At 40.8% G+C, this 13,236-nt stretch carries 19 protein-coding genes and 1 pseudogene; 9 read left to right on the top strand and 11 right to left on the bottom strand.

Translation table 11 applies throughout. The annotated features are described in order from the left end of the window. Positions 1-7 precede the first annotated feature (7 nt). Together pnuC and AC5JL8_RS37755 are read left to right on the top strand one after the other, a co-directional pair. Positions 8-265: pseudogene (gene pnuC, locus AC5JL8_RS37760) on the top strand (nicotinamide riboside transporter PnuC). Positions 266-383: 118 nt separating this feature from the next. Beyond that, complete coding sequence (locus tag AC5JL8_RS37755) at positions 384-608, top strand: hypothetical protein (RefSeq protein WP_495884805.1); 225 nt, start codon at positions 384-386, stop codon at positions 606-608. 102 nt (positions 609-710) lie between these two features. Here the strand turns inward: AC5JL8_RS37755 and AC5JL8_RS37750 are convergent, their stop codons facing one another. From AC5JL8_RS37750 to AC5JL8_RS37740, 3 genes are read right to left on the bottom strand one after another with little or no spacing between them, the layout of a single operon-like run. Continuing rightward, positions 711-1,649, bottom strand: a complete 939-nt coding sequence (locus AC5JL8_RS37750; protein ID WP_495884804.1) for a DUF5996 family protein — start codon at positions 1,647-1,649, stop codon at positions 711-713. Between the two features lie 48 nt (positions 1,650-1,697). Beyond that, on the bottom strand, positions 1,698-1,943 hold the full coding sequence (locus AC5JL8_RS37745; protein WP_495884803.1) for a hypothetical protein: 246 nt from the start codon (positions 1,941-1,943) through the stop codon (positions 1,698-1,700). A gap of 31 nt (positions 1,944-1,974) precedes the next feature. Next, positions 1,975-2,112 (bottom strand): hypothetical protein, encoded by a 138-nt coding sequence (locus tag AC5JL8_RS37740; RefSeq protein ID WP_495884802.1) that lies wholly within the window; start codon positions 2,110-2,112, stop codon positions 1,975-1,977. 178 nt (positions 2,113-2,290) lie between these two features. Here AC5JL8_RS37740 and AC5JL8_RS37735 point away from each other — a divergent pair, with 178 nt between their 5' ends. Beyond that, entirely contained in the window at positions 2,291-2,455 is a 165-nt protein-coding gene (locus AC5JL8_RS37735) for a hypothetical protein (protein ID WP_495884801.1), read from the top strand. Between the two features lie 318 nt (positions 2,456-2,773). Here AC5JL8_RS37735 and AC5JL8_RS37730 read toward each other — a convergent pair whose 3' ends face one another. Then, positions 2,774-3,442, bottom strand: coding sequence for a TetR/AcrR family transcriptional regulator (locus AC5JL8_RS37730; RefSeq protein WP_495884800.1), 669 nt, complete (start codon positions 3,440-3,442; stop codon positions 2,774-2,776). Between the two features lie 130 nt (positions 3,443-3,572). Here AC5JL8_RS37730 and AC5JL8_RS37725 point away from each other — a divergent pair, with 130 nt between their 5' ends. After that, positions 3,573-4,877, top strand: coding sequence for a glycosyltransferase (locus AC5JL8_RS37725; RefSeq protein ID WP_495884799.1), 1,305 nt, complete (start codon positions 3,573-3,575; stop codon positions 4,875-4,877). A gap of 191 nt (positions 4,878-5,068) precedes the next feature. After that, positions 5,069-5,461, top strand: a complete 393-nt coding sequence (locus AC5JL8_RS37720; RefSeq protein ID WP_495884798.1) for a nuclear transport factor 2 family protein — start codon at positions 5,069-5,071, stop codon at positions 5,459-5,461. On the opposite strand, the gene AC5JL8_RS37715 is transcribed toward AC5JL8_RS37720, so the two are convergent. The 6 genes from AC5JL8_RS37715 to AC5JL8_RS37690 all read right to left on the bottom strand — a co-directional run bounded on the left by AC5JL8_RS37715 (position 5,437) and on the right by AC5JL8_RS37690 (position 9,938). Next, on the bottom strand, positions 5,437-5,757 hold the full coding sequence (locus tag AC5JL8_RS37715) for a hypothetical protein (RefSeq protein WP_495884797.1): 321 nt from the start codon (positions 5,755-5,757) through the stop codon (positions 5,437-5,439). The two genes, AC5JL8_RS37720 and AC5JL8_RS37715, sit on opposite strands and share 25 nt — an antisense overlap. Then, the gene (locus AC5JL8_RS37710) at positions 5,754-5,927 is read right to left on the bottom strand and encodes a hypothetical protein (protein WP_495884796.1); all 174 of its coding nucleotides are present in this window, start codon (positions 5,925-5,927) and stop codon (positions 5,754-5,756) included. The genes AC5JL8_RS37715 and AC5JL8_RS37710 overlap by 4 nt, the downstream gene beginning before the upstream one ends. 159 nt (positions 5,928-6,086) lie before the next feature. Further along, positions 6,087-7,559: a helix-turn-helix domain-containing protein gene (locus tag AC5JL8_RS37705; RefSeq protein WP_495884795.1), complete on the bottom strand. Its 1,473-nt coding sequence runs from the start codon at positions 7,557-7,559 to the stop codon at positions 6,087-6,089. A gap of 276 nt (positions 7,560-7,835) precedes the next feature. Then, on the bottom strand, positions 7,836-8,480 hold the full coding sequence (locus AC5JL8_RS37700) for a hypothetical protein (protein ID WP_495884794.1): 645 nt from the start codon (positions 8,478-8,480) through the stop codon (positions 7,836-7,838). Positions 8,481-8,870: 390 nt separating this feature from the next. Then, positions 8,871-9,353, bottom strand: a complete 483-nt coding sequence (locus tag AC5JL8_RS37695; RefSeq protein WP_495884793.1) for a hypothetical protein — start codon at positions 9,351-9,353, stop codon at positions 8,871-8,873. Between the two features lie 129 nt (positions 9,354-9,482). Beyond that, positions 9,483-9,938: a CAAD domain-containing protein gene (locus AC5JL8_RS37690; RefSeq protein ID WP_495884792.1), complete on the bottom strand. Its 456-nt coding sequence runs from the start codon at positions 9,936-9,938 to the stop codon at positions 9,483-9,485. Between the two features lie 615 nt (positions 9,939-10,553). Here AC5JL8_RS37690 and AC5JL8_RS37685 point away from each other — a divergent pair. The 3 genes from AC5JL8_RS37685 (at position 10,554) to AC5JL8_RS37675 (ending at position 12,544) form a co-directional block, all read left to right on the top strand. Beyond that, positions 10,554-11,429, top strand: a complete 876-nt coding sequence (locus AC5JL8_RS37685; protein WP_495884791.1) for a DUF2382 domain-containing protein — start codon at positions 10,554-10,556, stop codon at positions 11,427-11,429. Positions 11,430-11,520: 91 nt separating this feature from the next. After that, entirely contained in the window at positions 11,521-11,958 is a 438-nt protein-coding gene (locus AC5JL8_RS37680) for a hypothetical protein (protein WP_495884790.1), read from the top strand. A 64-nt stretch (positions 11,959-12,022) separates the two neighbouring features. Further along, complete coding sequence (locus AC5JL8_RS37675) at positions 12,023-12,544, top strand: hypothetical protein (protein ID WP_495884789.1); 522 nt, start codon at positions 12,023-12,025, stop codon at positions 12,542-12,544. A gap of 175 nt (positions 12,545-12,719) precedes the next feature. On the opposite strand, the gene AC5JL8_RS37670 is transcribed toward AC5JL8_RS37675, so the two are convergent. Beyond that, positions 12,720-13,028, bottom strand: coding sequence for a hypothetical protein (locus AC5JL8_RS37670; RefSeq protein WP_495884788.1), 309 nt, complete (start codon positions 13,026-13,028; stop codon positions 12,720-12,722). A 28-nt stretch (positions 13,029-13,056) separates the two neighbouring features. On the opposite strand from AC5JL8_RS37670, the gene AC5JL8_RS37665 reads away from it, so the two are divergent. Further along, a partial coding sequence (locus tag AC5JL8_RS37665; protein WP_495884787.1) for a hypothetical protein occupies positions 13,057-13,236 on the top strand: 180 nt, incomplete at its 3' end.

Genomic DNA, 13,236 nt, shown 5'->3' with positions numbered 1-13,236 from the left:
GCCAGCAATATTTACAGAGCAAGCTTCTTTTCCTTACTTGGATGCACTCACAACAATTATGAGCTTTACCGCCATGTGGCTAATCACCCACAAGCGAATTGAAAGTTGATATTACTGGATTATAGTTGATGTTATTGGCATCTGGTTATATTACGTTAAAGAAGTAAGATTTATTGCTTTACTTTATGTAATTCTGTTATTTATGGCAATTAACGGCTTAATATCTTGGCTAAATGCAGTTAAGTTACGTGAGAGTTCAAGCTAAAATGCCAGGGCTTGCGAATTGCTCCCTTAGCAGACTTAATTTCTTAGACTTGATACGTATCACAAATGGGCAAGTAAACGCAAGTTACCTTTGATACAGCATAGCAACTAGTATATTAATGAACAAAGTCACTTGGGATTTCAGGCGGAGTAAGAAAAATACTCAGCCTGCCAACACGCGATCACAAGCGCAACAATGCGATCAGTCGTACCCAGATATTTGCATTCCACCCAATTTGGCAGACTTGGATTGCCCTGATATTCCCTACCGCAGATTTAAAGTGATGCCACCAGATCCGCATGGGTTTGATAGAGATGGGGATGGTGTGGGTTGCGAACGGTGATTATTAGGGGTTAGAGTGCTGATAGCCAAATCTTCATTACTCACAAGTGCATCGATAAACAGAACAATTTTGAACAGCTTTAGTGATGAAGGCTGTTTGAAATTAGCTCTTCAGCACTGGAGCGTAGTCTAATGCAGCACGATCCCATTGTGCTAAATTAGCGGCAGCTTCGTATGTAGTTTGTAAAAACGTAAGTACCATTGGGTCTGGGTCGTTAGCCTGGCGCACTGCTTCATAGGGCAGGATAAATTCTTTCATGTCTAAGCTATAACTCGCTTCTTGTGGCTGAATGGGGTAATCTTTGAATCCTTGAGGTTCTGGGTAAGCATAGGCATAGAATAAAGCTTCTTGTGCGCCACCACCAAACCAAAAACCACAACTACTGACTTCATGCGAATAGGCTTCTCGCGTCACCCAATCGGCCATATTCGCTACACCACCCGGATGTTCTGGAGCGCATTGTCCAGAAAACCGAGTCACTGCCAAATCAAAACTGCCCCAGAAAAAATGTACAGGGCTAGATTTTCCAGCATAACTAGAGCGAAATTTGGTCAAAATGCGCTCAGCTTGAATCAAAATTTGCCAAAACCGTTGAGCATATTCTTTATCGTAGGCAGAATGTTTTTCATCTTGCTCAAAGGGAATAGGCGCAGCGACTTCCTGCGGCATTGTCCAGATCCGCACATTAATTCCGATTTCGCTCAAAGTATGAGTCACTGCTTGATAGAAGTCAGCCACCGAGCGAGGAGCCAGTTCGATAATTCTGGTTACGCCATCGCCTGTTTCAATTAGAAGTTGATGAAGCAGAAAATTAAAGGTAATTTGAAAATTGCGGGTTCCATAGGGAATTGTCGAGGTTGTGAGTCCACGGGGTGTGACATACAACGTTGAGTGCCACCAATGATTGATTTTAGGAGCTAATGCTAACCGGATTTTGCCAACAATCTGAGTCCACAGATGCAGTGTTTCATAAGTATCTTGCCATGCAGCAATAGGTAACGGAAGCCAGATATCAGTAGGTGAACGGTGCAAAGTAGCCATGAGCCGTACCTCTATACAAAAAATTGCCGTTAAATACAATAAAACCAATCAAGGTTTCTGATATTGCGCCTTAATGATCTGACTATACCAATCCGAGTTCACTTGATCTTTAACAATAAAAGACAAAGCCCTAAACATTTTTAGTAACGGCTCGGTTTCAAGCAGCGTATCTAATTCGGTTTTGTCTTGAATATAAACAGCAGTCATAACTTTTGTGCAAAAGAGCATTATCTCATAGCCGTGTTGCACTGAGAGCAATATCATCAGATGAGCGCCCACTTCAGGCGCAATCATCTACTTTACATATCCACAAAGCAAACTTGTTTCAGCCCTTACCAGTACCGCAATCAGGTAGAGGCGTATATCCGTGAGCATGAGAATCATCGCCGCGATCGCTCCTACTCAAACGTAATGTCCCATTAACAGAGGCCGATGTAGCATCTTTAGAAGAATTGCTGTTCAATGCCGAAGCTGTTGAAAGCCGGGAGCGATTTGAGGAGGTCTACGGGAAAACTCTCAGCCTCAAGCTGTTCATTCGTCAGTTGGATGGTTTGGATAGAAATGCAGCGAAACAGGCATTTGGGAAATATTTGGAGGGCAGTAGTTTCAATGCTCTCAGATTCGTTTTTTAGAAACTGTCATTGATTACCTCACTACAAAACGGGGTCATGGATGCGGGGCTACTCTATGAACCACCATTCACCGATTTGCACTATGAGGGGCTGGATGGGGTTTTCGGGGCTGATGATGCTGACGGGATTGTTTCGATAGTCCGGTCTTTCAACGAAGCTGTTGGGGTGGCTTGAGGGCTGATGGTGTTGGTGAGAGAGTGATCGCATCAGCAGAATATATTCCGATTTTTTGGAAGAAACAGTCAAAAATCTGTTGCAGTCGTTGGGAAAATTGAACCATCCTTATCTTAGTGCTGTGGAGGAGAAGTTATTGAGTGTTCTGGAGTTGGAAGGGAGCAACGCGACTTTCTGAAGTCGGATAACAAACAAGCAATCGCTAAACAAAAACGAGAGCAACGCAATTTTGTGAGGTGGTAGGGCTGGGGGATTTGGGGAAGAGAAGGACATTAAGTGTATTTAGTGTAGTTTTAGTAGCAAAGCTTACTAACTAAGTTATTCTGAAGGCGGCACAATTGAGTTGCTTTGAACACCACCTAAAACAAGTTGAATTGCTGCCTGTGTGTAACGATTAATCATCTCCTGATCGAGGAAGTCTTGATCAGGATCGAGGTGTTTTACATTTTCATAAGCATTTGCATAAAACGTGCAGAGTCCAATAATGTTGAGTGTCGTCATCTGAACATCGACTTCTCGAAATATGCCTGAGTTCATGCCCCGTTCTAAAACCTTTGTAACCTGGCTAATAGGTTCTTGCCAGTTTGTGAACTTGAAGTACCGTCCTTGATTTTGAATCGCCTCCTGAAACAAGAGCATTCCTCTACATCGATTTGATGTTTCATATTGAATTGTGGCATGAATCAAAGACTTTAACGCTTGATCGGGGGGCAATTGATCCAAATCAAGTTCCTGAAAAACATTGTGGAGTAGCGATGCTGGGCGTTGCAAAACAGCTTGGTATAACCCAACCTTACTTTCAAAATAGTAGTAAATCATGCGTGGGGCGACTCCTGCCCGTTCTGCAATCGGATCAACTCTTGTACCGTGTAAACCATGCTGTGCAAACTCAATTTCTGCTGCATCAAGGATTTGCAGCTTTGTCGCTTCTGCATCACGAGTGGCTCGATTGGACTTTGATAGAGAAGATATGTCTGAACGTCCCATTATTTCTACTCATTCTTCAGGGTATGCTCCCATCCTACCGGAGAATGGAACAAACGTTTAATTCATGCTTGACAAGCTGATAGATTCTGCTTCATGCTTATGGAATAAACGTTTAATTCATAATTTTCTTATGGCTCGATTTTTGATTGGCACGATTGCAGCAATTGGACACGTTAGCCCTGCTTTACCGATCGCTCGACAGTTGATACAGCAAGGTCATGAAGTCTGGTGGTACACTGGAAAGGGGTTGAAAGAAAAGGTGGAAGCTACAGGTGCAAATCATGTGTCGATCAGTCGAGGTATTGACTTGACAGTGCCAGAAACTATTCCGGCAGATTGGATTGCACAAAGGAATGCCTTAAAAGGTTTTAACCAGTTTAAGTTCTATCTGAAGCACGGTTTTATTGATGCTGCTGTTACACAGCTACAGGATTTAACAAATATCTTGAAAGAATTCCCGGCTGATATTCTGCTGTGTGATGTCTTCTTCTTAGGAATATCATGGCTTCACGAGAAAACAGGATTACCTTGGGCAGCATTCGGTATGTCAGCTTTACCCTTCAGCAGCCGAGACACTGCGCCTTTTGGTTTAGGGTTGCAACCCGATTATTCACCATTGGGACAACTGAAGACGCGCGGTTTGAATTGGCTGTCTAGAAATGTACTAATGAAAGATGTAACACGTCATCTTGATCAAAGGCGAGAAAGTGTTAGCCTATCTCCAAAAGGGCAAGATTTTTTCAGCGCTGCTCTATCGCCATTTCTATACTTACAGGGTACAACGCCATCTTTTGAATACCCACGCCGCGATCTTCCACCTCAAGTTCATTTCATTGGAACCTTTCTTCCACCAGTACCCACAAACTTTTCCGCTCCATCTTGGTGGACAGACCTCAATACTAATAAACCCGTAGTTCATGTAACACAGGGAACGGTTGCAACACAAGCCAATGAGCTACTAGTGCCAACTATTCAAGCCTTAGTGGATGAGGATGTGTTAGTAGTTGCGACAACAGGCGGACAACCAATTGAAGCAATTAACCTCGATCCCATTCCTGCAAATGCTCGGATTGAGTCTTTCATTTCTCATGTCCATCTTCTTCCTCATGTTGATGTGATGGTTACAAATGGCGGTTTTAACGGTGTTCAGATCGCTTTAGCAAATGGCGTTCCAATGGTTGCAGCCGGACAAACGGAAGAAAAACCAGAAATTTGTGCGCGAGTTGAGTGGTCAGGTGTAGGAATCAATCTTAAAACCAGTACGCCAACATCTACTCAAATTCGTAATGCAGTGAAAACAGTGCTGGCATCACCACGCTATAAACAAAAGGCACAGGAAATGAAGATGGAGATTGATTTATATAATTCTCCTGTTATTGCAGCAGGGTTATTAGAAAAACTGGCAGCGACAAAGCAACCCGTTTTCAGCAAATAGACTACGAATGTGTAGATGCAGTATAACAATCCGCATGGTTTCGTTCCCAAGTTAAAGGTCTGCGGTTGTCAGGTCTATCTGTTAATAGCTGATAAATAAAACCTTGATGCACTTTTTGTTGATTTTCCTTATAGTAAATAGTTGGGCTGCTTTCTTGTTTTAATGACATTCGTATTGGATGGTGAACAATTATGAGTTCAAATCAGCAGTTTCTGCAAAATTTATACGAAGCCTTCAACAAAGGTGAGATTGAAACAATCATCTCGGTGATGCACCCGGAAGTGAAATGGGCGAACGGGGTGGAAGGCGGTTTCGTTTATGGACGCGACGCGATGCGCGAATACTGGACTAATCAATATAAGGTTATTCAAGTGCAGCTTGAAACCTTAAAATTCGAGACGGATGAAAACAATCGAAATGTCGTTACCGTTCATCAAGTCGTCAGAGATTTGCAAGGCAATTTGCTTGCGGATGCAACAATTCAGCAAATCTTTACTATTGAGAATAGTTTGATTAGTCTTTATGAAATTGGTGAAACCGAAACAATCCAACAGATGATTCATTCATACGAGAACTCCCAATGAGTAATTGAGAAGGCAGTTATAATTCGAGCCGTTGCTTTTAGCGATCGCAATGAAGAGGGGTTAGTAACTTCAATCAAATTCTGTATAAATACTTCACCGCTATTTGCTCCCATTGCAGCCCAGCAATCCGCTTGCACCCGACTGTTTAGAGCCTTTTCATATTGCCCAAAAGAATTAAGATGTTGACCTGCTGCCCCACCCCGTAAGCGCAAAAAAGCCACCATCTCCGCATCAAGTAATCCAGCATCTCCCAACTCAGACATCACCCCTTCAGAAGATCCCGCTTCAGCAATCATTGACGTTTCTGCTGTTGAAGTACCTGAATTAACCGAGCAAGAGCAGAGCGTAGACGCGAAGCGGCTTGTCGTAGACATCGCTTGCACTTAGAGCGAAAAGTCGAGAGGGCATTTTTTGAGGCAGGTAAAGCACTGGTAGAATTGCGCGAGCGCAGATTGTACAGATCCATTTACCGCACATTTGAGGAATATTGCCGTGATAAATTTGGCCATAGCCGTCGTCAGTCTTATCTTTTAATGGATGCGGCTGCCGTTTTTGATAACAGGGTACAACAATTAGGGTTTGAGCTTATTCCCCAGCCCTAAACAAATGCAATTTCGTAGGAGAGCTATAATTCCAGTGTATTAAGTAACTTGGGTAAATCCTTCTGAGAAACCTGACGTGTACCCGTCTCGACTGCATCAACCCAGGAAACGCTTTTCCCCATCGTTGTAGCGAAAAATGCTCTAGACCAGCCTTTCGCTTTTCTAGCTTCTCTGATGAGATTGCCTGATAGAGGCTGAATATTGTTTGCGTTTAGCTGATTCGAGTCCACACTCAAACGTTCCCGTACTTCAGTTGGGAGATGAAAACGCCATTTAGAATTGAGTATTTCGCTCCAGTAACCTATAGGTCTTTTAGTGTTACTACTTGTCAACCAAGCTGGGCCTATCTCAAGTTCGGCTTGCCATCCAGCTTCTTTAACAACTTTTAAGTCAGTTTCAAAGTCATCAGCCATTTGCCGTCTAAGCTGTCTGTCTTGCTCTGCTGTTGACACTTTGTCTGCACCGTAAGCAATCTCCATCAGAGTCTTGCCCATTACACAATCCTGGAATTCCGGTTTGATTTTGAAGGTTAGCCAAACTAGCATTCTAGCCGCGCCAGCATTTTGTTTACCAATACTAAATAGTTTCTGTACGGTTTTCTTGGTAATAATTCCAGTGTGGTAGTAGTATTTAGATTTGTTGAGGAAGTATTTTGTCCATACTCCAGCTTGACCAATCACCTTTAAACCCACTAACTTGTTATTGCCAGCTTTATCTGTTTCAAAATCTCGTATTATGCTGATGTCCCAAATCTTTAAATCAGCAACAGTAAAAGCTCCAGCTTTCTCCTGTTTAGGCCATGCGATACAAGCTAGTACTTGAGCAGGTTGCCGTAGCAAGGAGTACAAAATACTCAATTTTTCATGCTTGCATAAATCTCTGCGTTTCACAAACCCTGTGTATTCAAGTAGATGCTTGTCATCAATTACAAAATTGCCTGACCAAGGTTTATCTAAGCTAGCTACTAAGGCACAGTAAATCAGGTGAATAGCACACGCCCTTGGATCAAATTCGTCTATAACAACTAAAGCTGCCTCTTCTGCCAGAGTTTCTGGTTGTGGAGTTTCGGGATTATCTGTTACATAGTAAAAGATTTTTCCTTTTCCAGTTTCAGCTTCTTTTTCGTAACTAAAAGTATTATTTACTTGACTTTTCCATGACAGATTCATTTTTTGAGATAAGACTTCAGCAACCCCATACAAAACTAGCGACAAAGCAGCAACATTAGTCTTATTATCAGGAAATAAAGAAGCTTTTTTGAATTTCCGAGGTTTTGCTGAATACTGGTAATTTAATTGGAAATTTTGCTCAGATTTATTAACTCTGTCTTGAAGAAGAATTTGCTTTTTTAGCTGAGTAGTTGAGTGTCCCAGAGATTCTTCATCAAGAGCAACATTAGTTTCCTTTGGATTTGGATTACGGGAAATGGTAATTCCCATTAATTGGTGAAATATATGCAGAAGTTTACTATATAATGTCTTTGCTAAGTGTTTCATTTTCCTACTACCAATCTGCTGCTCACGTAGGTAATTTACAATTATTAAATAAAGCCTGAGTTTCTTCTACTTGACCTTGCTAGAATATAACTCTCAGCCGCTTTTCGTCGCTTTAAACAACCACCAACAATCCAAGAGATTTTGCACTAGGTGATACCAATGTAATAAAAAGTGGTCAAGTAAAAAAATTGATTTTTACTTAACCATAATTATTAATGATGAGTTCAAGCTTTCACTGATTGTAATTACGAATTGCAGCTTTGCTACTTGAGGTTACTAGCGGTACTGTTGGTCAGCCGGATCACCATAGGGGTCTTCGCTAGCTGGGCGGATATTACCATACTGCCTGTAATCCGCCGGATCACCGTAGGGGTCTTCGCTAGCTGGGCGGACGTTACCATACTGCCCGGAATTTCCTTGGTTGCCTCTTTGCATCAACTTTTTCACAGCTAGGGCGGCGATACCAGCCATCGCTCCCTTCGCTAATGGATTGCTCATAATGTTACCACCTTGGCCACCTGTAAAGCTCCCCACAGCACCACTCATAATTTGACTGAGTATATCTGGTTGTTGCTGGTGAACCCGGCCTGTCGTTTGAGCAAGATAATTTGGGTCTTGAAAGCGATCATCTATACCATCTTGGTTTAGATCGGGAAAATTCAAGTTTGAAGAGCGTGTCTGCTGTTGAAGAGAGCGACCAAACTGCATCCGCTCTTGTGGTGACATCCGACTAAAGGCTTCTTGTGCAGATTCCTGATAAAGGTCTGGAGGTAACTGTCTAGATACTTGCTGATAACGGTTTAAAACTTCTTCATCTGAGTATCCCTCATGAGGTAAACCTTGCTCATAGCGGTTGACAAAATTGCGGTAATCATTTTCTGGTACCTCACCGCCACCGAAAATTTTTTCTAATAAATTCATTTGTGACTCCTAAACTGTGATTTCACTAAACTATCAACGGTAAAGTAATTACTTTCAATATATTAATTGTTAGATTTTTTCAAAATCATCTATCAAAGGTTACTCTTATTTTAATCAAAGTATAACTATTAGTATATAAGACTCAGCTTGAATTTTGAAAGTTTCCTGAAACTCAAAACCCTGTTGTATAAAAATTAGAGATCAACTTTTTTTAACAATTAAATAGGATTTCTATATACTCGGATAAAATTTTAAAAAAGACTTTTTTGAGAAAGTATAATAATGCTTGATATCATACTTATGAATATTATTAACTTTAAATCCGGAAAAAGTTTTTATGAAAAAATAGAATGACGGTTAAACGCCATCTATTTATAATCTGTACAAAAATTAATTTGTCGGAACAGTACCTGCACCCAAACCCCTTAAGTCTCGCCCTGTGAGACTGTTATTATATCCTTGAAAGTCCTGGTATTGTTGTGCCTCCGACTCTGGAACACGAATGCCTTCTTGTGGCGGTGTTACCCAGACAGGGCGATTTTGGGCATCTCGATAGTAAACACGCCCATTCTTAGAAAGGTAATATTTCCCCTGCGCTCCCGTTCCTTGGGCATTCTTGCGTTGATTGTAGAGGTAGTAAAGTCCAGCAGCTCCTGCCAAGATTGCCACTTTCTGCCCTGTACTTAATCCCCTCTTAGCTTGGGGTTGATTTACGGGGGCGCGATTATTTAAATTTCTACCAATAGTATCGTCAATTGGAGGTGGCGCAGCATTTTGGGAACCTCCGCCGCAGCTAGAAAGCAGAGGAACTGTTAGCAATGTTGAAAGAAATACTGTTGTTGTCAGCGAAACTAATCTATTTTTCTTGATCATACATTTTCTTTTCCTGCTAATTTAACTAATGTGGTATAAGAGTCTACAGTTCTATACACTGGTCAAGAAAAACTCAGCTTTTTACTTGACCAAAAGTTCAAATACACTGTAGCCGCCGCTATACTTTAGTTAGTTTAAAGTCTGCAATTCTTCTCTGCCTAGAATTTGTTTTCTAAGCAAGCGAATTTCTACTGCTAATTCTTGCCGAGTCGAATCTTTGAGCAAATAGCGGGAAGTAAACCAAATTGTGTAACCAAGTCCAATTAATTGGAGAAATGGAGAAACTAGGGGAATATCATTTATTGCGTTGAGTACCGCTAGAGAAATCCTTAGTGCCGTAACTGTTATCACAAGCAACACAAAGCTGATAATCAGCAATTTATATTCTTGGTAGAATCTACCTATGTACTCAGGTATTTTTGCCAAAAATATAGAAATCTGTCTACCATTTTTTTGCCATTGTTCTTCATTTTCCGAGGCGGGTGGCAACATTGCCATGTTTCCAGACTCTGAATTTTTAAGTGTTTCTATCTGGTTTTGGGAGATAGTATCGACATACTGCTCTTGCTGTAATTTTGTATCCATAATTATCTCCTGATTTTCTGCAATGAGAGCAGTTTTAAAGTTTACACTTTGTGATTATCAATTTTGGCAACGCTTGCTTTGCAACTAGATTTATTACTCCTTAGCGGCACAGGTAAATTATTTGCAAATTTATGAAGAATTTAATAACATTTAGACATTTTTATATTTTATTCTCATCAACCTTTTGGCAGAGATTTTGTCTTTTAGAAGAGTGAGAGAGCAAGTATTATAACTTAAGCAAATAAAGCTTTAACAATGTGAGGATATTTGATTTAACTGTAAGGTGTTAATAAGCAGATTAAACTAGCTAATTTTGATGCTATGTATTGATTTCGTTAACTTTGTTTTTGAGATTTACTGCTAGAAACTAGTCACATAAATGCTAGAAACTAGTCACAATATTTACAAAAAATAGTTTAAATTAATTTTATAAATAGGAATACATTAATACTAAGAGATTGTTTTGTATCATACTTGTGGGTTATGAAAATATATTTAATTACTTCGATTGATTAAATATCAAGATAATTTAACTCAATCCTCGGAGAGAAGATGTATTTAAACTAAATTGTGTAATTTATAAAAACACACAGCAAGATTTTAAGGAATAAAATAATGCCACTCCAAAAAATAAGTGAATTTGATCCAGACTACCGTAATACTCTTGAAGGTAACGACATCAAAGGAATGGGTGTGTATGTTCAAGGAACTGATGAGAAGATTGGCACAGTAAATGATGCTGTAGTAGATGACCAAGGAACATTCCGCTATTTAATTGTTGACTTAGGCTTTTGGATTTTTGGCAAGAAAGTATTACTACCAATAGGCAAATCGCGTATTGACTCTACAGCAGACCGTATATATGTCGTTGGTATGACAAAAGAGCAAGCGGAAAAGTTACCTGAATATCATGAGCATACAGCGCTTGATTATGATTATGATTATGAAGAACAGGTGCGTGGAGGATATCGCACACCGTCTGTAGAAAGTTCAGCATCTGTTGATGTAACATCTGGGCTTACTGCTCCCGCATACGAGCGCAACACCTATTCCTACATGCAAGAGCCGGATCTGTATGATGTCAGCGCTCACGACGACCAAACCTTCAAACTCTACGAAGAAAGGCTAGTTGCTAATAAACAGCGCCGGAAAGCTGGAGAAGTAGCAATTGGTAAGCATATCGAAACCGAAACTGCAAGAGTTGCTGTCCCGGTAGAAAAAGAGCGAGTCGTGATTGAGCGAGTTACTCCTGTGGACGCAGGTAAAGTTGTATCTCCTGGAACAGCTGACTTCCGTGAGGGCGAAGTAGCACACATGGAAATTTATGAAGAAGTTGCTGATGTCCAAAAAGAAGCTTTTGTGCGAGAAGAAGTCCGAGTCCAGAAAGTTGTAGACCAGGAAACCGTTGAAGCTCAAGAAACAGTTCGACGTGAAGAGTTAGACGTTAACACTGATGGAACTCCCATAGTTAATAAAACTGACAGGATCTAATTTAAACCACATTCACCGCAGAATTCAAAAGCTTAGGGGCGCAAGGCGTTCCTAGAAAAATCTGTCTGTTGCAAACTTCAAGGAGGTTAAATTGAAAATAATTCAACAGTTTCGGCAAATTTTAACAGCTTTAGTTTTGGTATTAGTACTAACAACAACAACAGCTTGTAGTAGTACAGTTCAAGCTAAACAACCAACTCAATTACCAACTGGAATCAGTCGTAGTGGTGACTATGCTTTGTTAGAACGCGGTAATAGCGTACAAGGTCAAGATTTTGGGAATTGGGTTGTCAGTACAGCAAAAGGAATTGTCCAGGATGCTTATGTACGTGACAATAACAAGTTAGGTGTTGTCATTTCACCTCAAGTTCGTCCGACGGAAGTGCGATCATTAGCAAAATCCTTACTTCAAGGTTTTCACAAGAATTTCCCTAATCAAGACTTAAAAGTTTTGATGTATGCACCAGATAAACAACTGATTTTGACGGCTCAATATGATGTGCAATCAAATCAAATTGAGTATAAATAATCGCTCAATTTTCACAATAACTAAATTTATTTAGTTGATTGCAGGTAACAAGGAGACATTTAAAATGAGCAGCAGTGACAAGTATAAACGCGAAATCATGAACGAGTTGGCGCATGGTAATACAGAATCTTTAGATGATGTTTCATCTGACCCAGCTCAGGAATACCAAAACTTTGATGATTTTGCTCAACGTTCATCTCATAATGAACGTCGGCAATTGTTTAGTCGGTCTTTCAACCATAACAGCATTCCGCCTAGCCAACTAGAGCCAGAATTGCAAAAAGCGATCGCCCAGATTAAGCCCAACGAACGCGATGATGTTGCACGAGCATTTTTCAAGCACTTAAAGCAAAGAGGGTTAGACGAGCGCCATCTAGAGCGAGATTTGGGACTTTCTACCCATAACGCCAACCGCGCAAATGCAGATGATGTCAGCAAACTTGCATCTTTCACTTATCACAATCATCCAGACATCTTTCAAGAAGTCATGGCTGAACAACCAGCGATTTTGAAGTTTCTCAGTAATCCAGTGGTAGGAGCAGCTCTTGGAGCGATTGCGGCTAAATGGTTTGGTGGTCGTAAATAAGCGATCATCTTAAGTATGTACATCCTGAAATGGATGCTTAAAAAATTAAGGGCAATACTCTAAAAGTCATGCTTTAGAGTATTGTCCTAAGCATCTCTTTTTATTCCAATTTTGAGAGAAATTTAACATCAATTTAAGTGAATCCTATGAGGAATGAGAGAGCCTCTCGTACTGTTCACGCCATCCACTCTACCCAATCGGGAGCTTCGGCCACCAACTGAGAGAACATAGAAGGTTGTGCCTCCTCAAAGGCTACCATCAGCCCCCAACGCTCGTCCGAAGTGAGGGTAGAGAGGAACTTTTTAGCTGCTTCCACATCGGATTCTATACGTTCCATAAACTTCGCACTCTGAGATTTAATCTTTTGCCACCATGAATCAGTGGGGTTTTCCTGTCCCTCCATATTTTCAATAATGGGGAGTGTTGACGGTGATATTGTGTCAGTAACTTGAGTTTGTAACTCTATATTGTTAGTGACTGACACCAACTCTCGATTTAACCACTTCTGGAAAATGAATGCTGCCCCGCCCATCATCAGTCCCAACAAACTTATAAACGCACTCCCGCTTACCTCTCGGCCCCAACCGACCAACATACGACAAGCGCAAATCAATCTTGTCCAACAATTTCTGTGCGATCGCCCTATTCATTCTTGTGAAGCGTCGGCGTTAATTAATTACGCCATAAACTTG

The organism is Mojavia sp. (genome assembly GCF_059505145.1).
The sequence above is the reverse complement of the archived record's forward strand: the minus strand, read 5'-3'. Positions and strand labels throughout refer to the sequence as shown.

Excerpts from the sequence above, each read along its gene's own strand:
- AC5JL8_RS37755 (WP_495884805.1), top strand. The coding sequence starts at position 384 with ATGAACAAAGTCACTTGGGATTTCAGGCGGAGTAAGAAAAATACTCAG.
- AC5JL8_RS37750 (WP_495884804.1), bottom strand. The coding sequence starts at position 1,649 with ATGGCTACTTTGCACCGTTCACCTACTGATATCTGGCTTCCGTTACCT.
- AC5JL8_RS37745 (WP_495884803.1), bottom strand. The coding sequence starts at position 1,943 with ATGATTGCGCCTGAAGTGGGCGCTCATCTGATGATATTGCTCTCAGTG.
- AC5JL8_RS37730 (WP_495884800.1), bottom strand. The coding sequence starts at position 3,442 with ATGGGACGTTCAGACATATCTTCTCTATCAAAGTCCAATCGAGCCACT.
- AC5JL8_RS37725 (WP_495884799.1), top strand. The coding sequence starts at position 3,573 with ATGGCTCGATTTTTGATTGGCACGATTGCAGCAATTGGACACGTTAGC.
- AC5JL8_RS37720 (WP_495884798.1), top strand. The coding sequence starts at position 5,069 with ATGAGTTCAAATCAGCAGTTTCTGCAAAATTTATACGAAGCCTTCAAC.
- AC5JL8_RS37715 (WP_495884797.1), bottom strand. The coding sequence starts at position 5,757 with ATGATTGCTGAAGCGGGATCTTCTGAAGGGGTGATGTCTGAGTTGGGA.
- AC5JL8_RS37710 (WP_495884796.1), bottom strand. The coding sequence starts at position 5,927 with ATGGATCTGTACAATCTGCGCTCGCGCAATTCTACCAGTGCTTTACCT.
- AC5JL8_RS37705 (WP_495884795.1), bottom strand. The coding sequence starts at position 7,559 with ATGAAACACTTAGCAAAGACATTATATAGTAAACTTCTGCATATATTT.
- AC5JL8_RS37700 (WP_495884794.1), bottom strand. The coding sequence starts at position 8,480 with ATGAATTTATTAGAAAAAATTTTCGGTGGCGGTGAGGTACCAGAAAAT.
- AC5JL8_RS37695 (WP_495884793.1), bottom strand. The coding sequence starts at position 9,353 with ATGATCAAGAAAAATAGATTAGTTTCGCTGACAACAACAGTATTTCTT.
- AC5JL8_RS37690 (WP_495884792.1), bottom strand. The coding sequence starts at position 9,938 with ATGGATACAAAATTACAGCAAGAGCAGTATGTCGATACTATCTCCCAA.
- AC5JL8_RS37685 (WP_495884791.1), top strand. The coding sequence starts at position 10,554 with ATGCCACTCCAAAAAATAAGTGAATTTGATCCAGACTACCGTAATACT.
- AC5JL8_RS37675 (WP_495884789.1), top strand. The coding sequence starts at position 12,023 with ATGAGCAGCAGTGACAAGTATAAACGCGAAATCATGAACGAGTTGGCG.